Raw genomic sequence first — 19,081 nt, forward strand, 5'->3', positions numbered from 1 at the left:
CAGCTCCTACATGGGAATGCGTTCCCTGTAGGAGCTGCCGCAGGCTGCGATCTTTTCGTTTTCAAGCGTTAAGCGATATCGCGCAATTCACGGCGCAGAATCTTCCCGACCGGCGTCATCGGCAGCGACTCGCGCAACACGATGTGCTTTGGCACTTTGTACGCGGTGAAATTCTCTTTGCAGTAGGCCTTCAGCTCTTCAAGGCTGACCCCGGTTTCCCGCGCCACCACGAACAGCTTCACCGCCTCGCCCGAGCGTTCGTCCGGTACGCCGATCACCGCGCAGTTGGCGACTTTCGGGTGGGCCATGACCACGTCTTCGATCTCGTTCGGGTACACGTTGAAACCGGAGACGATGATCATGTCCTTCTTGCGATCGACGATGCGCACGAAACCGTCCGGATCGATCACCGCAATGTCGCCGGACTTGAACCAGCCCTCGGCATCCAGCACTTCAACGGTGGCCTCCGGTTTGTGCCAGTAGCCTTTCATGATCTGCGGGCCTTTTATGCACAGTTCGCCGCGCTCACCCATTGGTTGCTCGACGCCTTCATCATTGATGACTTTGAGCAATGTGCCCGGCACCGGCAGGCCTACCGTGCCGAGGCGCGATTGATCACCATACGGGTTGGTGCAGGCCACCGGCGAGGTTTCGGTCAGGCCGTAACCTTCGGTGATGCGGCAACCGGTCATCTGCTCCCAACGCTCGGCGGTGGCCTTGACCAGCGCGGTGCCGCCGGAGTTGGTGAGCTTCAGGCTGGAGAAATCCAGGGTCTTGAAATCCGGGTGCTCCATCAGTGCGACGAACAAGGTGTTCAAACCCAGCAGAGCCGAGAAGCGCCAGTTTTTCAGTTCCTTGATGAACCCGGCAATGTCGCGCGGGTTGGTGATCAGCACGTTGTGGTTGCCGGAGACCATCATGCACATGCAATTCGCGGTGAAGGCATAGATGTGGTACAGCGGCAGTGGCGCGACCATCACTTCCTGACCTTCGCGCAGCAGCGGCTGACCGTCCGGCCCGAGCTGCGCCAGACAGGCACGCACTTGCTGCATGTTCGCCACCAGATTGCCGTGGGTCAGCATCGCGCCCTTGGCCAGCCCGGTGGTGCCGCCGGTGTACTGCAGCACGGCGATGTCGTCGAGGCTGACCTTCAGCGGCTTGATGCCCAGGCCCCGGCCCATGCGCAGCGCACTCTTGAACGAGATGGCCTGCGGCAGCGAATACTCCGGGACCATTTTCTTCACTTTGCTGACCACGGTGTTGACCAGCCAGCCTTTGGCGGTGGGCATCAGGTCGCCCATCTTCGCTTCGATCAGGTATTGGATGTCGGTGTCGGGCAGCACTTCCTGGACTTTCTGCCCGAACATGTTCAGGTACACCAGCGCACGTGCACCGGAATCCTTGAACTGGTGACGCATCTCCCGCGCGGTGTACAGCGGGTTGGTGTTGACCACGATCAGCCCGGCGCGCAACGCACCGAACACGGCAATCGGGTAATGCAGAACGTTGGGCATCTGCACCGCGATGCGATCACCCGGCACCAGATCGGTATGCGCCTGCAGGTAACCGGCGAACGCGGCGCTCTGGCGCTCAAGTTCGGCGTAGGTCAGCGTGATGCCCATGTTGCTGAACGCCGGGCGATCCGCGAACTTCTTGCAGGAACGCTCGAACACCTCGATCACCGACTTGAACTCCCCCATGTCGATGTCGAGCGGTACGCCGGCCGGGCGTTTGTCGTTCCAGAAATCAGGTTGCATTGTTCTTGTCCTCTTTACCTGAGCCGATCCGGGAGCCGCTTTCTGTCATTTCTGAAAAAGCGGAGCTTCACGGACACTAGCAGCTATGGCCATTGAGGCAAATATGGCAAAAGCCGTCATTGATCGTGTGAATCTTCCTGCCGTGGCGTGGGCTGATCAGACGCGCTATACAATGATCCGACTCAGAGCAAAGGAATCGCCATGATCCACGACACCCTATGGCTGGACGCGAGTGACCGCAGCCGCCTGTTCGTCAACCAATGACTGCCCGCCGCGCCGTTGAAAGCGGTGGTCCTGCTGGCCCACGGCATGGCCGAACACAGCGGTCGTTATGCCCGTTTGGCCGACACGTTTTGCGACAAAGGATATGGCGTGTATGCCCCGGATCTGCGTGGACATGGCAAAACTGCCGATCAGGGCACCCTCGGCCATTTCGCCGATGATGACGGTTGGTGCAAAGTCCTTGGCGATCTGGCCAGCCTCAATCAGCACATCGGCCAGCAACATCCCGGCGTGCCGATCATCCTGCTTGGCCACAGCATGGGCAGCTATCTTGCCCAGGCCTATTTACTGCACCACAGCGCCAGCCTGACCGGGGCGATTCTCAGTGGCTCGAACTTCCAGCCGGTGGCCCTGTATGGCGCCGCGCGGCAGATCGCTCGCGTGGAAAAACTGCGTCAGGGCGGCAAGGGTCGCAGCGCGTTGATCGAGTGGTTGTCGTTCGGCTCGTTCAACAACAAATTCAAACCGGTGCGCACGCCGTTCGACTGGCTGAGCCGCGATCCCGTCGAAGTCGACAAATACGCCAACGACCCGCTGTGCGGCTTTCGCTGCACCAATCAGCTGTGGATCGACCTGCTCGGCGGCTTGCAGCAGATCAGCAAAGCGTCCAATCTCGCGCAGATCGACCCGGGCCTGCCGCTGCTGGTGATCGGCGGTGAATGTGATCCGGTGAGTGAGGGCAAGCGTCTGACAGATCTGGCCAACGCCCTGCGCACGGCCGGCAGCCAAAACCTGCAATTGAAGATCTACCCGCAGGCGCGGCACGAATTGTTCAACGAAACCAATCGCGATGAAGTGATCGCCGATGTGCTGGCCTGGATTGACCAGGCCCTGAGCCATCCGCGCCCGCAGCGCAGCGAATAATTTTTTGTGGATTCATTTAATCCGTCACAGGAATCAAGATCGATGACCCAGGTTACCAACATCCCTTACGAAGCCCTCGAAGTCGGCCAGACCGCCAGCTACAGCAAGACTGTCGAAGAGCGTGACATTCAACTGTTCGCCGCCATGTCCGGCGACCACAACCCAGTGCACCTGGACGCCGAATTTGCCGCCGCGAGCATGTTCAAGGAGCGTATCGCCCACGGTATGTTCAGTGGCGCGCTGATCAGTGCTGCCGTTGCCTGCGAATTGCCTGGGCCGGGCACTATCTATATCGGCCAGCAGATGAGCTTTCAGAAACCGGTGAAGATCGGTGACACGTTGACTGTGCGTCTGGAGATTCTCGAGAAGCTGCCGAAGTTTCGCGTGCGCATCGCCACTCGCGTGTTCAACCAGCGTGATGAGTTGGTGGTAGATGGTGAGGCGGAAATTCTGGCGCCGCGCAAGCAGCAGACTGTCACCCTGCCGACGTTGCCGGCCATCAGCATCGGCTGATTTAAAACATCGCAGCCTTCGGCAGCTCCTACAGGGGAATGCGTTCACTGTAGGAGCTGCCGCAGGCTGCGATCTTTTGCTTTTAAAACACACACAAAAAAACGCCAGACTAGCTGGCGTTTTTTCTTACTGACGTTCGCTTACGAGCGTGCGCGAGCCTGGTTACGCAGCGCTTTCACTTGGTCATGGTTGCGTTGTACGCCGTGGTACTGGCGTTCAACCAGATCACGAATGCCAACCAGGTTGTGCTTGTTGATCTTCTCGATGGCTTCACGATAAGCCTTCAGGGCGTGGTCTTCACCGCGCTCGGCTTCGTTCAGCACAGCCTCTTCGTCTTTGCCGGTGAACATGGCTTTGACGTCGACCCAACGACGGTGCAGGTCACCGCTGACGCTGGTAGAGGTTTCCGGATCGCCACCCAGTTTGCGAACTTCTGCTTGCAGCTCAGCTGCAGCGGTGGCGCAATCGGCAGAGCGAGTCACGAACAGGGTTTTCAGTTCTGGGTGCTTGATGTCTTCGGCGCAAGTCTTGAACCCTTCCTGACCGTCCTTGCAGGTTTCAATCAGGTCATTGAGTACAGAGATGGCTTCTTTATTCATGTCGGTCATTTTTCAATTCCTTGCGATCGGTGGAAGATGCAAGGGATATTGCAGTGTGCGTGCCAGTTTTTTTGAAAGATATTTATCGTTATAAATCAACAAGATAAATATAAATGAACTATCTGTATCGCGGTTATTTGCATGATCTGTCATTTGGCCTGCATGCAGAATGCCTGTATTTTCCAGTTTGATTTGAAGCCAGACGAAAAGCCGCAATGAATCCCGAAAAACTCGAACTGCTGATCACCCGCGAAATGCCCTTCGGCAAATACAAGGGCCGGATCATTGCCGACCTGCCAGGGCCTTACCTGAACTGGTTCGCCCGCGAAGGTTTTCCCCATGGCGAACTCGGTGGCCTGCTCGCGTTGATGCAGGAGATCGACCACAACGGCCTCTCGGACTTGCTCGAACCGCTGCGCGCCAAACATGGCAAACCCGCCCCGCGCCACTGAAGCGCCCTCCTCCCCAGAGCTTGCCGACCATGCCCGATAACACCCGCCGCGCCCGTGACGAAGCGTTCTGGCAGACGTTCGCCGACCGCTACGAGGTTCAACCCGGCCCCGTGAACCTGGAAAACGGTTACTTCGGCCGAATGTCGCGCACCGTGATCGAGGAATACCAGCGCAACATCGAGCTGATCAACACCAGCAACTCGGTGTACGTGCGCCAACGTTTCGAGCAGCACGATAATCTCGACATCCGCGCGCAACTGGCCGAGTTGATCGGTGTGCGTGCACAGAGCGTGGCGTTTACCCGTAACGCCACCGAAGGCCTGCAGTCGCTGATCCGCAATTACAACCGCCTGCAACCGGGCGATCAGGTGTTGATCAGCGATCTGGAGTACGACACGGTCAAGGGCGCCATGCGCTGGCTGGCCCGACATCGCGGCGCTGAAGTCATCGAAATTGCCCACACGCACCCGGCGAGTTTTGACAGCCTGCTGGAAACTTACCGCGAAACCTTTATCCGCCATCCGAAACTGAAACTGATGGCCCTGACCCATGTCACCCATCGCACCGGTCTGGTGATGCCAGTGCAGGCCATCGCTACGCTGGCCAAGGAGCATGGCGTCGACATCATTCTCGACGGCGCTCATGCCCTCGGCCAGCTCGAATTCGACCTCGAAGCCCTTGGCATCGCTTTCGCCGGCTACAACCTGCACAAATGGATCGGCGCACCGCTGACCCTCGGCTTCCTCTATATCGCCCCGCAACGTCTGGCCGACATCGATCCGGACATGGGCGAAATGCATTATCCGGTCAACGACATCCGCGCCCGCACGTCCTACAGCACGCCGAACATTCCGGCACTGATGACCCTGCCGCTGGTGTTCGAAGAGCACCGCTCGCTCGGCGGCGCCGCTGCAAAAGGCGCGCGCCTCAATTACCTGCGTAGCCTGTGGGTCAACGCCGTACGCCACTTGCCCGGCATCGAGGTGATGACGCCCGATGATGTTCGCCTGTCTTGCGGTATCAGCGCCCTGCGCTTCACTCGTCACGATGATCAGCAAGCCATGGCTGAGCGCCTGCTCAACGACTTCAACCTGTTCACCATGGTGCGCAGCGGTGCCGCGTGCGGGCCGTGCATTCGCATCACGCCTGGGCTCACCACCACCGCAGGCGACATGCAATTGCTGATACGCGCGTTGAACGAGCTGCGCTGAATCGCTTAGACGGTGTACTTGTCAAAGTCCTCGGGTTTGATCTGCGACGACACCGCAAAGGTGTCGATGCCGATGGTCAGGTGGCCGAAGAAGCCGTCCTCGTGACAGTCACGACTGATGGGCCAGACCGTCAGGGTCGAGTTTTCCCCGGCCATGCCGGCGTAGAACTCGTCTTCATGGTTGTCCAGCGGTGTTGAGCATCGACCGCGATAGGCCTTGGCGTTGAGCACCGCACGGGACACCACCTCGGGAAAATACAATTGGCCGACCCAGGCCACATTGCGTTCCTCCAGGTATTCGGTGCCGGCGACGATACGCACGGCCACGTGAATGTGCAGGGCCCGTCCGGCGTAGAAGCCCGGATAGATCGTGGTAAATCGCACTCGGCCCAAATGGTCACAGAACTGGCTGCCACGCAGGTAGGTGTGATCGTCGGTGCGCGGGATCGAACCTATGTCGCCGGCGTCGACCGCCACATCCGGATTGATCCGGCTCCATCCCGAATAGGCGCCACGCGCATTGCAATGCCAGATATCCACCAGCGCGCCATTCACCGGCTCACCGGTCATGGCGTCGACGATGGTCAGACGCAACAGCAGCGGCAAGCCCTCTGCCCCTTCACTGATGTTGCGGCGCAACAGTTTGGGATTACGGAAATACGGCCCGGCGATTTGCTCGGGGGCCAGTTGATACACCGTTTGCGGCGCCGGTGTTGCGGGATCTCGTTCCATGACACGTTCTCTCTTCCATAAGATGAACGCAGATTAGCGCCAGGCAAAAACCTGTGTGCGGTAACTATGTATCGCTTGATGTCCCGGCAGTTTTTTCCGGGCAAAAAAAAACGGTGCACCGACCAAGCGCACCGTAAAGCCGTAGAACACACAACGAAGTGTTTGGTAACAATCAGTCCAGCAGCGCCAACGCCTCGGCGGTGCATTCCTGAATGCGGGCCCAGTCGCCGTTCTTGATCCACTCCGGATCAAGCATCCAGCTACCGCCCACGCACATGACGTTTTTCAGCGCCATGTAGCTCTTGATGTTGGCCGGGCCAACGCCGCCAGTCGGGCAGAATTTCACTTCGCCGAACGGGCCGCCGAGGGCTTTGATTGCCGCCACGCCACCGCTGACTTCAGCCGGGAACAGCTTGAAGCGGCGATAACCCAGGCCGTAGCCTTCCATGATGCCGGAGGCGTTGCTGATGCCCGGCAACAGCGGAATCGGGCTGTCGACGCTGGCTTCGAGCAGGTCACGGGTGATGCCCGGGGTGACAATGAATTGCGAGCCGGCCGCTTCGGCAGCCGCGAGCATGTTGCGATCGAGCACGGTGCCGGCACCGGTCATCAATTCCGGACGCTGCTCGCGCAGGATCTGAATGGCTTTGAGGCCGAACTGCGAACGCAGGGTCACTTCCAGCGCAGTCAGACCACCGGCAGCCAGGGCGTCGGCCAGTGGCAGCACGTCCTGTTCGCGAGCGATGGTGATCACCGGCAGGATCCGCGCCTTGGCGCAGAGGCTGTCGATCAGGGCAACTTTGTCCGCCATGGAAACGGTCGGGGATGGGGTTGTCATAGCGGCTGTTCCTTGGCTCATGGGCACCAGTAAATCTCTAACGTAGGTTGCAGAAACGCGCGCACCGGCATGGCGGCGACGTCATCGGATGCCAGCGCGGCATTCAGGGTGGTCAGCTTCGACTGACCGGAAATCGACAGAATCTTGTGCTTGGCCGAGGCCAGCAGCGCACGGCTCATGGTCAGGCGCTGACGTGGCACGCTCGGTGCCAACATCGGCCAGCAACGGCGTGTGCCATCGGCTTGCAGGGCTTCGGCAAGGTTCGGGCTGTTGGGGAACAGCGACGCGGTGTGGCCGTCATCGCCCATGCCCAGCACCAGCACATCAATCGCCGGCAATTCGGCGAGCAAGCGATCAGCCTGTTCGGCAGCCTGCTCGACGTTAGCCGCAGCGCTGTAAAGGCTGAGGAACTGCGCTTTCGCCGCCGGACCTTTGAGCAAGTACTGCTTGAGCAAACCGGCATTGCTGTCGGCGTGTTCAACCGGTACCCAGCGCTCGTCGGCGAGGGTCACCACGACCTTCGACCAGTCCAGTTCCTGCTTGGCCAGGTACTGGAAAAACGCCACCGGGCTACGTCCGCCAGAGACCACCAGCACAGCGTTGCCGCGTGCCGCAATGGCCTCGCTCAGTTGCTTGGCAACGTTCAGCGCCAGACCTTCGGCCAACGGCACCGGGCTCTTGAATTCGTGAGCGTTCACGCCCGCAGGCAGTTGCACATCAGATATCGCCATACCACGACCTCCCGTCCCGCGTGATCAATGCAATGGAGCTCATCGGCCCCCACGACCCGGCCGCATACGGCTTGGGCGCGTCACCGGATTTTTTCCACCCGGCGATCAGCTGGTCACACCAGTTCCACGCGGCTTCGATTTCATCTTTACGGACAAACAGGTTCTGATTGCCGTTCATCACTTCCAGCAACAACCGCTCGTAGGCATCGGGGATCCGCGCGCTACGCCAGGTGTCGGAGAAATTCAGTTGCAGCGGGCCGCTGCGCAGTTGCATGCCTTTGTCCAGGCCCTGCTCTTTGGTCATCACGCGCAAGGAAATGCCTTCGTCCGGTTGCAGGCGGATGATCAGTTTGTTGCTGATCTGCAAGCGCTGCTCAGGGGCGAAAATGTAGTGCGACGGTTCCTTGAAGTGGATGACGATCTGCGACAGTTTTTGCGGCATGCGCTTGCCGGTGCGCAGGTAGAACGGCACGCCGGCCCAGCGCCAGTTGCGGATGTCGGCACGCAGAGCGACGAAGGTTTCGGTGTCGCTCTGGGTGTTGGAATTCGGTTCTTCGAGGTAACCCGGTACGGATTTGCCTTCGCTGTGACCAGCGATGTACTGGCCGCGCACCACTTGGGTGGTCAGGCCTTCCGGGCTGATCGGCGCCAGCGCCTTGAGCACTTTTACCTTTTCGTCACGGATGCTGTCGGCGGACAGGTCGGCCGGTGGATCCATGGCGATCAGGCAGAGCAACTGCAGCAGGTGATTCTGGATCATGTCGCGCAGTTGGCCGGCCTTGTCGAAGTAGCCCCAACGGCCTTCGATGCCAACCTTCTCGGCCACGGTGATTTCCACGTGGGAGATGTAATTCTGGTTCCACTGGGTTTCGAACAGGCTGTTGGCGAAACGCAGGGCGATCAGGTTCTGAACGGTCTCTTTGCCCAGATAGTGGTCGATGCGGTAGGTGCGGTTCTCCGGGAAGAATTGCGCCACCGCGTCGTTGACCTTGCGCGACGACTCAAGGTCGGAGCCGATCGGCTTTTCCAGCACCACGCGGGTGTTTTCTGCCAGACCGACTTTTGCCAGGTTCTCGCAAATCGCGCCGTACACCGCGGCCGGTGTGGCGAAGTAGGCAATCATGCGTTGCGTGCTGCCGGCCAGTTCGGCCAGCGCCACATAATCTTCGGATTTGAGGAAATCGACGTGCAGGTAGGTCAGGCGTGCGAGAAAACGCTCGGCGACGGCCTCGTCCAGTTCTTTGCCCACATAGCGACGCAGTTCGGCGGCGATAAACGCCATGTGCTGCTGCTCGGAACCTTCTTCACGGGCCAGCGCGATGATGCGCGTGTCCTCGTGCAGCAGGTCGGCGCCATCAAGGTGATAAAGGGCAGGAAACAGCTTGCGCAGGGCCAGATCGCCAAGCGCGCCGAACAAGGCAAAGGTGCACGGTTCAACCGTAATCGAAGGCATGATGTTTGTTCTTTTATCAAGTTAAGCTACAAATACCTTTTTTCAAGGCATCACTCAAGGGAAAATGTAGTAATAACCACAACATTTTCGCAAAATACAGATTCCGAGTGGTGGTCGGTCGGAGCCATCAGTAGGATAGGCCACCGTTACGGGCCATATCAAAGGCCCAATTTGCATAGCCCGGCGCACCTTTGCGCAGGTGAATTAGGAATTCCATATGGACCGCGTGCGAAATTTACTGGAACAGATCCAGAGTCGCCTTGAAGACCTGAACAAGGCCGAACGCAAAGTCGCCGAGGTGATCCTGCTCAACCCGCAGCAGGCCACCCGCTTCAGCATCGCCGCCCTCGCCCAGGCCGCGTCGGTGAGCGAACCGACGGTCAACCGTTTCTGCCGTTCGTTCGGTGTCAGCGGTTATCCCGAACTCAAGCTGCAACTGGCGCAGAGCCTGGCCAGCGGCGCGGCGTATGTCAGCCGCGCGGTTGAGGCCGATGACAATCCCGAAGCGTACACGCAGAAGATTTTCGGCAGCGCCATTGCCTCGCTGGACAGCGCCTGTCAGGCGCTCGATCCGAACCTGATCAGCCGCGCCGTCGACCTGTTGATTCAGGCGCGACAGATCCACTTCTTCGGCCTCGGCGCTTCGGCACCGGTAGCACTGGATGCGCAACACAAATTCTTCCGCTTCAACCTCGCCGTCACCGCGCATGCCGATGTGTTGATGCAGCGGATGATTGCGTCGGTGGCGCACACTGGCGAGTTGTTCGTGATCATTTCCTACACCGGGCGTACGCGTGAACTGGTGGAAGTGGCGCGCATCGCTCGCGAGAACGGCGCTTCGGTGCTGGGTCTGACGGCGGAGAATTCGCCGCTAGCCAAGGCGAGTACCTTGAGCCTGAACATTCCGTTGCCGGAAGACACCGACATTTATATGCCGATGACGTCGCGGATCATTCAGTTGACGGTGCTGGATGTGCTGGCGACCGGGATGACCTTGCGTCGCGGGGTGGATTTCCAGCCGCATCTGCGCAAGATCAAAGAGAGCTTGAATGCCAGCCGGTATCCGGTGGGTGACGAGTTCAACTGATCTCTGACGGCTGATCGTTCCCACGCTCTGCGTGGGAATGCAGCCCGGGACGCTCTGCGTCCCTTTCGGAGCCGGAACGCGGAGCGTCCCTTGAGGCATTCCCACGCAGAGCGTGGGAACGATCATCAAGCCGCTGCCCACGCCTGCAAACTTAAATGCGCCTTCTCCCCCGGCGCAAGATGCAGACTGTCGGTCCCGCCCGCCGCCGCTTCCACACAGACAAACTCCGAAATCTCATCCCACGTCACGCCCAACAACGGGCGCGCCCCGGGATGCCAGACCACCGTGTCCGCGCTGTCACCGGTATCAATGCACAATTCGCGCTGCCAGGCGTGATCCTTGAGCTGCAATTCGCCGTCATGCTGGAACACCCGCTGACAGCCGCCATCCACCCGCAACTCGCCTTCCTGCTGGCAAACCTGGCGGTTCAACTGGTCATAACCCTGCGCCCCTTCGAGCCCAGACAGCGCTATCTCGCCGACATCGCCAATACGCCAGTAAGCATGCAAAGCCTGGCTCAACTGGCACGGCATGTCGTCCTGATGCTCGGTGCTCAGGCGTAATTCCATGCGTTCGCCCAAGTGCGCGTGCAGGTCGACCTGCCAGTCGCACAACTGCAATTGCCAGTGCAGGCGCACGCCGTCTTCGGCGCTGCTGCTGTCGAGCAACTTCCAGTCAAGCAAGCGCGCCCAGCCATGGGACGGCCATGCGTTTTCGCTCGGATGACGGCCATACCACGGCCAGCACACCGGCACACCGCCACGGATCGCGCCGACATGCGGCCACTTCGCTGCACACCACAACCACGGCTTTTGCCCGCGCGGCTGAAAGTGCAGCAACTGCGCGCCCTGACGACTGAACACCGCCTGACACAGCGGATGATCGATCACCAACACGTCACGCATCTGATAGCGCTCCCAGGCGAACACCGGTTGTTCACGCAGGGATTTGAAGAAGCGTTGTAGCGGATGCTCATGCATTTGCCACGATCCTGAACTCGACTTTCACCGGGCGGCGCTTGCCCCAAAAAAAAGCGGACAGCCTTGGCTGTCCGCAAATATGCGCACATAGAGAGGAGCTTATCGCAGACGCGTTAGAACGTAGACTGAATTTTCAGGCCAGCGACCAATGCGTTGTCCACTGCATCCACACCGCCCGGATGAGTAATGTATTGCAGGTTAGGACGTACGGTCAGCCAGTTGGTGACGTGGAAGCCGTAGTTGATCTCGTAGTTGTATTCGGTTTCGCGAATTGGCGAGAACACCGGATTGTCGTAATCCGACACACCGTTGGAAGCGTTCAGCAGCTCGGCGTTTTTCTTCACGTCGTCGTTGACGTGGATACGCGCCGCACCGATACCGACGTCATCTTTCGGACGCGCGTCGAACGGGCCTTTGTAGACAAACATTACCGACTGGTAGTTGTCGATGAAGTTGGTGTCTTTGTCGTGGAACGTGGCGTTCGCCGCGATGTTCAGACCGCGAGAAGCATCACCGTTGTGGCTGGTGAGTTGCTGTTGCGCCACGAACCAGTAGCCGCTTTTGCTGCTGTGGGACTTGTAGGCGTCGCCAGTGGTGGCGGCGTCGAAACCGTTGACGTCTTCGCGAACGTCGTCGGCATCAGCCGTGCTCTTGTAGTAACCGACACGGTACTCGCCCGGCAGGCTGTTGACCTTTGGCGACCAGACCAGCTCGACCGGCAACACAGTACCTTTGGTGCCGCTGCCGCTCAGCTTGAAGCCGTTGCCGTGTTCCAACTGCGACGGGTTCTGGTTGTACGCACCGATCTGCGCGTAGAGCTCGTCGTTGATGTTGTACTTCACGCGGATTGCGGCCTGGCTGACGGGCCAGTTGTACCAGATGTTGGTCGCCCAGTTACCCACTTGGGAACCGCAGAACGCCAGGTTCTGGAAGTCGCACGGGAAGGTGTTGAAGTCTTCGCCTTCACCGAAATAACCGGCCTTGACGTCGAGTTTGTTGTCGAAGAACTGGTGCTGAATCCACAACTGGGTCAGACGCACCATGTGGCCACGGCCGTAAACTTCTTGCGAAGAACTCAAGGTGCCGGCACGCGGATCGCCAACGCGGTCGTTGGAGATGTTGTAACCGTTACGGTTGGTCAGCTGGATTTTTGCCTGGGTGTTATCCCAGCCCCACAGCTTTTGCAGATCGAGTGCCACGCCCAGACCGAACTGGTCAGCGTAACGCGCGGTCTTGTCGTCGTTGTAGCCACCGTTCAGGTTGCCACCGACTTCCCCAACGTAGTCAGCCTTGATGTCGATACCCTGCTCGATCAGCTTGGTACGCTCGCCACCCCAGTCGCCGGTCATCCATTTCGAATCGGAACTGAAGGCATCCGCCGCCATGGCGTTACCGGCCAGCACCAACGCCGCCGCAGCTGACACTTGGCAGATCAACCGGGCATTGACGTGTTTCTTTTTCATCCCTACATCCTCGTCTTTATTGTTATTAACTGTTTTTATCTAACGCGGTTTACATAAAGTGCGATGGATTACAGGCAATCCACCGCGTGCTCCTTGTGGAATCCAATCCCTGTGGGAGCTGGCTTGCCAGCGATGGCATCGACTCTGTTCCACTGTGAACCGAGTTGCCTGCATCGCTGGCAAGCCAGCTCCCACATGACTGCATTCCAGCATTTATCTGTTTACCGGCCTTTGAATTGCGCCACGTTCGCAGACCGCGCATCGGTCTGTGGCAGGCCCGCAACGCCCAGGCGCTCGCCAGTCTTGGCATCGAACAACAACACTTTCGACGGATCGAATTGCAGGGTCAGGTTCTCGCCCACCTGCGGTGCCACGTCCGGCGCCAGACGGCAGCAGACTTTGGTTTCGTTCAGATTGACGAACACCAGGGTGTCCGGACCGGTCGGCTCGGTCACTTGCACTTCGGCACGAATGCTCGGCAAGCCATTGCCTTCGCCGTTGGCCAACACGATTTGTTCCGGGCGCAGACCGAGGATCACTTCGCGATCTTCGAGACCGGCGTCCTGCATGCTCATCGGCAACTCGCAACGGGCCTGGCCACTGTCGAGCAGCGCCAGCAGACGACCGTCCTTGCGTTGCAGACGCAGCGGAATGAAGTTCATCGGCGGCGAACCGATGAAGCTCGCCACGAACAGGTTGGCCGGGTTGTTGTAGATGTCTTTCGGTGTGCCGAACTGCTGAATGATGCCGTCCTTCATCACCGCCACCTTGTCGCCCAGCGTCATCGCTTCGATCTGGTCGTGGGTCACGTAGACCGTGGTGGTTTTCAGGCGCTGGTGCATCAGTTTCATTTCGGTGCGCATCTCGACACGCAGCTTGGCGTCGAGGTTGGACAGCGGTTCGTCGAACAGATAGATCTTCGGACGACGTGCCAAAGCACGACCCATCGCCACGCGCTGTTGCTGACCACCGGAGAGCTGACCCGGTTTACGGTTCAGCAGGTGTTCGATCTGCAGCAGCTTGGCCACGCGCGCGACTTCTTCGTCGATCGCCGCTTGAGGCATCTTGCGAATCTTCAGTCCGAACTCGATGTTCTCGCGCACGCTCATGGTCGGGTACAGCGCGTAGGACTGGAACACCATGGCGATGTCGCGATCCTTCGGGCTCATGCCGCTGACGTCTTGATCACCGATCATGATCGCGCCGCCGGTGATGGTTTCCAGGCCGGCGATGCAGTTCATCAAGGTCGATTTGCCGCAGCCCGATGGGCCGACGAGGATCAGGAACTCACCGTCCTTGATCGACAGTTCGATGTTCTTCAGGGTGTCCGGCAGGCCGGCACCGTAGGTCTTGTTTACGTTGCGAAGTTCGAGCGTTGCCATGATTACCCCTTGACTGCGCCGGCCGTCAGCCCGCGCACGAAATACTTGCCTGCGACCACATAGACCAGCAGGGTCGGCAGGCCGGCGATCATCGCCGCTGCCATATCAACGTTGTATTCCTTGGCCCCAGTGCTGGTGTTGACCAGGTTGTTCAGCGCCACCGTGATCGGTTGCGAATCACCGCTGGAGAACACCACACCGAACAGGAAGTCGTTCCAGATCTGAGTGAACTGCCAGATCAGGCAGACCATGATGATCGGCGTCGACATCGGCAGAATGATCCGGCGGAAGATCGTGAAGAAACCCGCGCCATCCAGTCGTGCAGCTTTCACCAGCGCGTCCGGAATGCTCACGTAGTAGTTACGGAAGAACAGCGTGGTGAACGCCAGACCGTAAACCACGTGGATAAACACCAAACCGGTAGTGGTGCTCGCCAGGCCCATCTTGCCGAGGGTGAACGAGGCCGGCAGCAGCACGGTCTGGAACGGCAGGAAGCAGCCGAACAGCAGCAGACCGAAGAACAATTGCGAACCGCGAAAGCGCCAGAACGACAGCACATAACCGTTCAACGCGCCGATGCCGGTAGAGATGATCACGGCCGGAACGGTGATCTTGATCGAGTTCCAGAAGTAACCGTCAACCGTCGCCCAGGCCTTGACCCAGCCGATGCCGCTGACCACGGTCGGCCAGCTCAGCAGGTTGCCGGTGCTGATGTCTTCCGGGGTCTTGAAGCTGGTCAGCAACATCACCACCAGCGGCACCAGATACAGGAACACCGCGAAAATCAGCACCGCGTAGATCGCGATGCGACTCAGGCTGATAGCAGGTTTGGCAGCGAGACTAGTCATTGCGCTTGGTCCTCAGCTCGGAATACAGGTAAGGCACGATGATCGCGAGGATCGCACCGAGCATCAGAATCGCACTGGCCGAGCCCATGCCCATCTGGCCGCGACTGAAGGTGAAGGAATACATGAACATTGCTGGCAGGTCAGAGGAATAACCCGGACCACCGGCCGTCATCGCCGCGACCAGGTCGAAGCTCTTGATCGCAATGTGCGCCAGGATCATCACCGCACTGAAGAACACCGGACGCAGGCTTGGCAGCACCACTTTCCAGTAGATCATCGGCATGCTCGCGCCATCGATCTGCGCGGCACGGATGATCGATTGATCAACGCCACGCAGGCCGGCGAGGAACATCGCCATGATGAAGCCCGAGGCTTGCCAGACAGCGGCAATCACCAGGCAGTAGACCACGCGATCGGGGTCGATCAGCCAGTCGAGACGGAAGCCTTCCCAGCCCCAGTCACGCAACAATTTGTCCAGGCCCATGCCCGGGTTGAGCAGCCATTTCCACGCCGTACCGGTCACGATCATCGAGAGCGCCATCGGGTATAGGTAAATGGTGCGGATAAAGCCTTCGCGACGGATGCGCTGGTCGAGGAACACCGCCAGCAACACGCCGATCACCAACGTGATGCCGATGAACATGCCGCCGAACACCGCGAGGTTTTTGCTCGCGACCCACCAGCGGTCGTTGTCGAACAACCGCGCATATTGCGCCAGACCGGCCCACTTGTAGTTGGGCAGGAAGGTCGAGGTGGTGAACGACAGCACGAACGTCCACAGGATGTAGCCATAGAAGCCCACCAGCACGATGAACATGCTCGGCGCCAGCACCAGCTTCGGTAGCCAACGCTGCAATGCATCGAACGGCGAGGCCTTGCTGAACACAGCAACAGAACTCATGGGGAAATCCAGTACGAGAGAAAAGAACTACTTGGACAACTCGTCCCCTTGTAGGAGTGAGCCTGCTCGCGATTGCGCTGTGTCAGTTGATGAATCTATTACCTGACCAAATTGCTATCGCGAGCAGGCTCACTCCTACAGGGGCCAAGGATTACTTGGCTGACTGCACCGCTGCGCCGAGTTTCTTCGCAGCATCGGCCGGGTCGGCTTTCGGGTCGTTGATGTAGTTGGTCACGACATCAAAGAACGCGCCTTGCACGGCCAGCGTGGTCGCCATGTTGTGCGCCATGCTTGGTTGCAGGCCGCCAGACTTGGCATCAGCCAGGAAGTCTTTGGCAGCGGTCTGTGCGCAGGAGTCGAAGCCCAGCGATTCCATGTTGTTCAACATGTCGTTGCGAACCGGGATCGAGCCTTTGTTGATGCTGAAGACTTTCTGGAAGTTTTCACCCAGCACGACTTTGGCGATGTCTTGCTGACCGGCCGCAGTGCCTGCGTCCTTCTGCTTGAACACGGCCAGCGAGTCGATGTTGTAGGTGAACGCCTTGTCGGTGCCCGGGAAGGCGACGCACTGGTAATCCTTGCCGGCGATTTTCTTCGCGGCAGTCCATTCGGACTTGGCCCAGTCGCCCATGATCTGCATGCCGGCCTTGCCGTTGATGACTTTGGCCGCTTCCAGGTTCCAGTCCTGGCCTTTGCCGTCAGCGTCCATGTAGGTCGCCACTTTCTTCAGCTCGGTCAGCGCCTTGACCATTTCCGGGCCGGTCAGTGCTTTGTTGTCCAGATCGACCAGGGCTTTCTTGTAGCCATCAACACCCATGACCGACAGCACAACGGCTTCGAACACGGTGCTGTCCTGCCAAGGCTGACCGCCGTGGGCCAACGGGATGAAGCCCGCTGCTTTCAGCTTGTCGCCGGCGGCATAGAATTCTTCGAGGGTGGTCGGGGCTTTTTCGATACCGGCTTTCTTGAACACTTCCGGGTTGATCCACAGCCAGTTCACGCGGTGGATGTTCACCGGTACGGCCACGTAATCACCGTCGTACTTCACGGTATCGGAGACTTTCTTGTCGAGCAGGCTGTCCCACTTTTCCGACTTGGCGACGTCTTTCAAAACGTCGGTGTCGAGCAGGCCAGTGGATGCCCACTCCTGGATGTCCGGGCCTTTGATCTGGGCAACGCCAGGCGGGTTGCCGGCGACTGCGCGGCTTTTCAGCACGGTCATGGCAGTCGCACCGCCACCGCCGGCGACAGCGCCGTCTTTCCAGGTGAAACCGTCTTTTTCGACTTGGGCCTTGAGCACGTCAACGGCGGCTTTTTCGCCACCGGACGTCCACCAGTGCACGACTTCGACCGAACCTTTGGATTCGGCAGCGGAAACACTGAGAGGCAGAATTGCGAGCGGGAACAGGGAGGCGACAGAAATGACAGTAGCGAGGCGAGAAATCGCATTCATCTGAGATGTACCTTTCTTGTTGTTATGCATGCAAGTCTGGTGCTTGCGCTGCACAGGAGTTTAAACAGGACGTTTCCCTTCGCAGGTAACGAAGGGACGCGCGAATGTCACCGCATGGTTACACAGGAGAACGCTGAGACAACTGCGCCAAAGCCGTTGCCATACTCGGCGACAAGGGTAGACGAGGGATCAGTACGGCTTGCCAGGCATGATACAGATCGGGTTTGCCCGGCCAGATATCGGCGCTTGGAATGTTTTGCGGATTGAGTTCGTGGTGCCAACTGCCATCGCAACGGTCGATGAAATTCGCTTCGCAGAATTCCCAGAACAGCCGGTACCAGGTTTCGTATTGCGCATCGCCGGTGCGTTTGAGCAAGGCGCTGGCAGCGGCGCTGGCCTCGGCGTGCGTCCAGTGCAAGCGATGACGGACGACGGCTTGGTTGTGCCAGTCGAGGGTATAGACGATGCCCGGCAAACCATCGACGTTCCAGCCGTTGCGGCAGTTGTGCTCGAAGAGTTTCTGCGCGTCGGTGGCGAGCCAGCCCGGCGTAAGCATGCCGGCCTGTACTCGCGCGGCTTCGAGGTGCAGCAACAGCCGCGCCCACTCGAAACCGTGGCCTGGCGTGGTGCCGTAAGGACGGAAGCCGTCGGCAGGATTGTCGTGATTGTATTCGCGCAGCGGTTGCCAGTCGCGGTCGAAGTGTTCGATGACCATGTAACCGTTGGCGGCAGCGTGACCGTGGATCACCCGTTCGACGATGCGTTGCGCGCGCAGCAGCCAGCGTGGATCTTCGGTGACATCGGCGAGCGCGAGGAATGCTTCGGTCGCGTGCATGTTGCTGTTGGCGCCGCGATAGGCTTCTTCTTCGCTCCAGTCGCGATTGAAGAATTCGCGCATGGCACCCTCTTCTTCGCTCCAGAACCAGGTGTCGATGATGTCGATCGCGTCATCGAGCAACGCTTGCGCGCCGGGACGTTTGGCGACCACGGCGGAACTGGCGGCCAGCGCGACAAAGGCGTGCAGATAGGCGTTCTTGCCGGTGTTGTCGTCGCGGTGTTCGGCCACTGCGAACCAGCCGCCGTGCAGCGCATCACGCAACGGCCCGCGCAGGGCAGCGATGCCGTGATCGACCAGCTCGGCGAAACCCGGCAAGCCCTGAATGTGCGCCATGGCGAAGCTGTGGGTCATGCGCGCGGTGTTCATGGTTTCGGCTTGCGCGTTCGCTGGCAGACGGCCGCGTTCGTCGAGATTGCCGAAACCTTGCGGGAGTTTTGATGCCTTGGCGAAATCCAGCAGACGCAGGCCTTCGGCGGCGAGCCATTGCTGGTGGGCAGGAGCGTTCAGCCAACTGCTGAAGCCTGGGTGGAAAAGATCCATGGGTGGCCTTTTTTTGTTGTTATGACTGCGGGGAGTCTAAACAACGGGCCGGGGTGGGCTTGTAACGAAGGGGGCGGGTTTTGTCACTGAGCAGTGACATTAGAAAAGCAAAGTCAAAAGATCGCAGCCTTCGGCAGCTCCTACAGGGATCGGTGTAG

Annotated in this window: 18 protein-coding genes; 5 read left to right on the top strand and 13 right to left on the bottom strand. The window is 59.3% G+C overall.

Going from position 1 to position 19,081, the window contains the following annotated elements; genetic code table 11:
- Positions 1 to 68 precede the first annotated feature (68 nt).
- The gene (fadD2, locus tag EJA71_RS13865; RefSeq protein ID WP_158957702.1) at positions 69 to 1,757 is read right to left on the bottom strand and encodes a long-chain-fatty-acid--CoA ligase FadD2; all 1,689 of its coding nucleotides are present in this window, start codon (positions 1,755 to 1,757) and stop codon (positions 69 to 71) included.
- Between the two features lie 264 nt (positions 1,758 to 2,021).
- Here fadD2 and EJA71_RS13870 point away from each other — a divergent pair, with 264 nt between their 5' ends.
- Both EJA71_RS13870 and EJA71_RS13875 read left to right on the top strand, forming a co-directional pair.
- Positions 2,022 to 2,903, top strand: a complete 882-nt coding sequence (locus EJA71_RS13870) for a lysophospholipase (protein ID WP_371925679.1) — start codon at positions 2,022 to 2,024, stop codon at positions 2,901 to 2,903.
- Between the two features lie 42 nt (positions 2,904 to 2,945).
- A complete protein-coding gene (locus EJA71_RS13875; RefSeq protein ID WP_003227420.1) occupies positions 2,946 to 3,416 on the top strand; it encodes a MaoC family dehydratase in 471 nt (156 codons plus the stop codon).
- Positions 3,417 to 3,556: 140 nt separating this feature from the next.
- Here EJA71_RS13875 and EJA71_RS13880 read toward each other — a convergent pair whose 3' ends face one another.
- Entirely contained in the window at positions 3,557 to 4,024 is a 468-nt protein-coding gene (locus EJA71_RS13880) for a PA2169 family four-helix-bundle protein (protein WP_064391705.1), read from the bottom strand.
- A gap of 206 nt (positions 4,025 to 4,230) precedes the next feature.
- On the opposite strand from EJA71_RS13880, the gene EJA71_RS13885 reads away from it, so the two are divergent.
- Positions 4,231 to 4,467, top strand: a complete 237-nt coding sequence (locus tag EJA71_RS13885) for a DUF3820 family protein (RefSeq protein ID WP_003227425.1) — start codon at positions 4,231 to 4,233, stop codon at positions 4,465 to 4,467.
- 29 nt (positions 4,468 to 4,496) lie between these two features.
- Positions 4,497 to 5,678, top strand: a complete 1,182-nt coding sequence (locus tag EJA71_RS13890) for an aminotransferase class V-fold PLP-dependent enzyme (protein ID WP_158957704.1) — start codon at positions 4,497 to 4,499, stop codon at positions 5,676 to 5,678.
- Positions 5,679 to 5,683: 5 nt separating this feature from the next.
- On the opposite strand, the gene EJA71_RS13895 is transcribed toward EJA71_RS13890, so the two are convergent.
- The 4 genes from EJA71_RS13895 to zwf form a co-directional block, all read right to left on the bottom strand.
- Positions 5,684 to 6,409, bottom strand: coding sequence for an intradiol ring-cleavage dioxygenase (locus tag EJA71_RS13895; protein WP_158957706.1), 726 nt, complete (start codon positions 6,407 to 6,409; stop codon positions 5,684 to 5,686).
- A gap of 172 nt (positions 6,410 to 6,581) precedes the next feature.
- The gene (locus tag EJA71_RS13900) at positions 6,582 to 7,247 is read right to left on the bottom strand and encodes a bifunctional 4-hydroxy-2-oxoglutarate aldolase/2-dehydro-3-deoxy-phosphogluconate aldolase (RefSeq protein WP_016773539.1); all 666 of its coding nucleotides are present in this window, start codon (positions 7,245 to 7,247) and stop codon (positions 6,582 to 6,584) included.
- A 17-nt stretch (positions 7,248 to 7,264) separates the two neighbouring features.
- Complete coding sequence (pgl, locus tag EJA71_RS13905; RefSeq protein ID WP_158957708.1) at positions 7,265 to 7,978, bottom strand: 6-phosphogluconolactonase; 714 nt, start codon at positions 7,976 to 7,978, stop codon at positions 7,265 to 7,267.
- Entirely contained in the window at positions 7,965 to 9,431 is a 1,467-nt protein-coding gene (zwf, locus tag EJA71_RS13910) for a glucose-6-phosphate dehydrogenase (protein WP_158957710.1), read from the bottom strand. Before zwf ends, pgl begins: the two co-directional genes overlap by 14 nt.
- A gap of 226 nt (positions 9,432 to 9,657) precedes the next feature.
- Between zwf and EJA71_RS13915 the strand changes: the two genes are divergently transcribed.
- Positions 9,658 to 10,518, top strand: coding sequence for a MurR/RpiR family transcriptional regulator (locus tag EJA71_RS13915; protein WP_171057240.1), 861 nt, complete (start codon positions 9,658 to 9,660; stop codon positions 10,516 to 10,518).
- 125 nt (positions 10,519 to 10,643) lie between these two features.
- On the opposite strand, the gene EJA71_RS13920 is transcribed toward EJA71_RS13915, so the two are convergent.
- From EJA71_RS13920 to EJA71_RS13950, 7 genes are all read right to left on the bottom strand, one after another.
- Positions 10,644 to 11,498, bottom strand: a complete 855-nt coding sequence (locus EJA71_RS13920) for a D-hexose-6-phosphate mutarotase (RefSeq protein WP_007917868.1) — start codon at positions 11,496 to 11,498, stop codon at positions 10,644 to 10,646.
- A 113-nt stretch (positions 11,499 to 11,611) separates the two neighbouring features.
- Positions 11,612 to 12,961 carry a carbohydrate porin gene (locus EJA71_RS13925; RefSeq protein WP_158957712.1) on the bottom strand — a complete coding sequence of 450 codons (1,350 nt, stop codon included), beginning with the start codon at positions 12,959 to 12,961 and terminating at the stop codon, positions 11,612 to 11,614.
- Between the two features lie 221 nt (positions 12,962 to 13,182).
- Positions 13,183 to 14,343 (bottom strand): ABC transporter ATP-binding protein, encoded by a 1,161-nt coding sequence (locus EJA71_RS13930; protein ID WP_158957714.1) that lies wholly within the window; start codon positions 14,341 to 14,343, stop codon positions 13,183 to 13,185.
- 2 nt (positions 14,344 to 14,345) lie between these two features.
- The gene (locus EJA71_RS13935; protein ID WP_008082809.1) at positions 14,346 to 15,191 is read right to left on the bottom strand and encodes a carbohydrate ABC transporter permease; all 846 of its coding nucleotides are present in this window, start codon (positions 15,189 to 15,191) and stop codon (positions 14,346 to 14,348) included.
- Positions 15,184 to 16,092 carry a carbohydrate ABC transporter permease gene (locus tag EJA71_RS13940; protein WP_008082808.1) on the bottom strand — a complete coding sequence of 303 codons (909 nt, stop codon included), beginning with the start codon at positions 16,090 to 16,092 and terminating at the stop codon, positions 15,184 to 15,186. Before EJA71_RS13940 ends, EJA71_RS13935 begins: the two co-directional genes overlap by 8 nt.
- 151 nt (positions 16,093 to 16,243) lie before the next feature.
- A complete protein-coding gene (locus tag EJA71_RS13945) occupies positions 16,244 to 17,545 on the bottom strand; it encodes an ABC transporter substrate-binding protein (protein ID WP_158957716.1) in 1,302 nt (433 codons plus the stop codon).
- 118 nt (positions 17,546 to 17,663) lie between these two features.
- Positions 17,664 to 18,923, bottom strand: a complete 1,260-nt coding sequence (locus EJA71_RS13950; RefSeq protein ID WP_158957718.1) for an AGE family epimerase/isomerase — start codon at positions 18,921 to 18,923, stop codon at positions 17,664 to 17,666.
- Positions 18,924 to 19,081: the final 158 nt, after the last annotated feature.

The sequence above is a fragment of the Pseudomonas sp. PB106 genome (assembly GCF_009764645.1).
Lineage (GTDB): Bacteria > Pseudomonadota > Gammaproteobacteria > Pseudomonadales > Pseudomonadaceae > Aquipseudomonas.

Coding starts and splice junctions, on each gene's coding strand:
- fadD2 (WP_158957702.1), bottom strand. CDS start 1,757: ATGCAACCTGATTTCTGGAACGACAAACGCCCGGCCGGCGTACCGCTC.
- EJA71_RS13875 (WP_003227420.1), top strand. CDS start 2,946: ATGACCCAGGTTACCAACATCCCTTACGAAGCCCTCGAAGTCGGCCAG.
- EJA71_RS13880 (WP_064391705.1), bottom strand. CDS start 4,024: ATGACCGACATGAATAAAGAAGCCATCTCTGTACTCAATGACCTGATT.
- EJA71_RS13885 (WP_003227425.1), top strand. CDS start 4,231: ATGAATCCCGAAAAACTCGAACTGCTGATCACCCGCGAAATGCCCTTC.
- EJA71_RS13890 (WP_158957704.1), top strand. CDS start 4,497: ATGCCCGATAACACCCGCCGCGCCCGTGACGAAGCGTTCTGGCAGACG.
- EJA71_RS13895 (WP_158957706.1), bottom strand. CDS start 6,409: ATGGAACGAGATCCCGCAACACCGGCGCCGCAAACGGTGTATCAACTG.
- EJA71_RS13900 (WP_016773539.1), bottom strand. CDS start 7,247: ATGACAACCCCATCCCCGACCGTTTCCATGGCGGACAAAGTTGCCCTG.
- pgl (WP_158957708.1), bottom strand. CDS start 7,978: ATGGCGATATCTGATGTGCAACTGCCTGCGGGCGTGAACGCTCACGAA.
- zwf (WP_158957710.1), bottom strand. CDS start 9,431: ATGCCTTCGATTACGGTTGAACCGTGCACCTTTGCCTTGTTCGGCGCG.
- EJA71_RS13920 (WP_007917868.1), bottom strand. CDS start 11,498: ATGCATGAGCATCCGCTACAACGCTTCTTCAAATCCCTGCGTGAACAA.
- EJA71_RS13925 (WP_158957712.1), bottom strand. CDS start 12,961: ATGAAAAAGAAACACGTCAATGCCCGGTTGATCTGCCAAGTGTCAGCT.
- EJA71_RS13930 (WP_158957714.1), bottom strand. CDS start 14,343: ATGGCAACGCTCGAACTTCGCAACGTAAACAAGACCTACGGTGCCGGC.
- EJA71_RS13935 (WP_008082809.1), bottom strand. CDS start 15,191: ATGACTAGTCTCGCTGCCAAACCTGCTATCAGCCTGAGTCGCATCGCG.
- EJA71_RS13940 (WP_008082808.1), bottom strand. CDS start 16,092: ATGAGTTCTGTTGCTGTGTTCAGCAAGGCCTCGCCGTTCGATGCATTG.
- EJA71_RS13945 (WP_158957716.1), bottom strand. CDS start 17,545: ATGAATGCGATTTCTCGCCTCGCTACTGTCATTTCTGTCGCCTCCCTG.
- EJA71_RS13950 (WP_158957718.1), bottom strand. CDS start 18,923: ATGGATCTTTTCCACCCAGGCTTCAGCAGTTGGCTGAACGCTCCTGCC.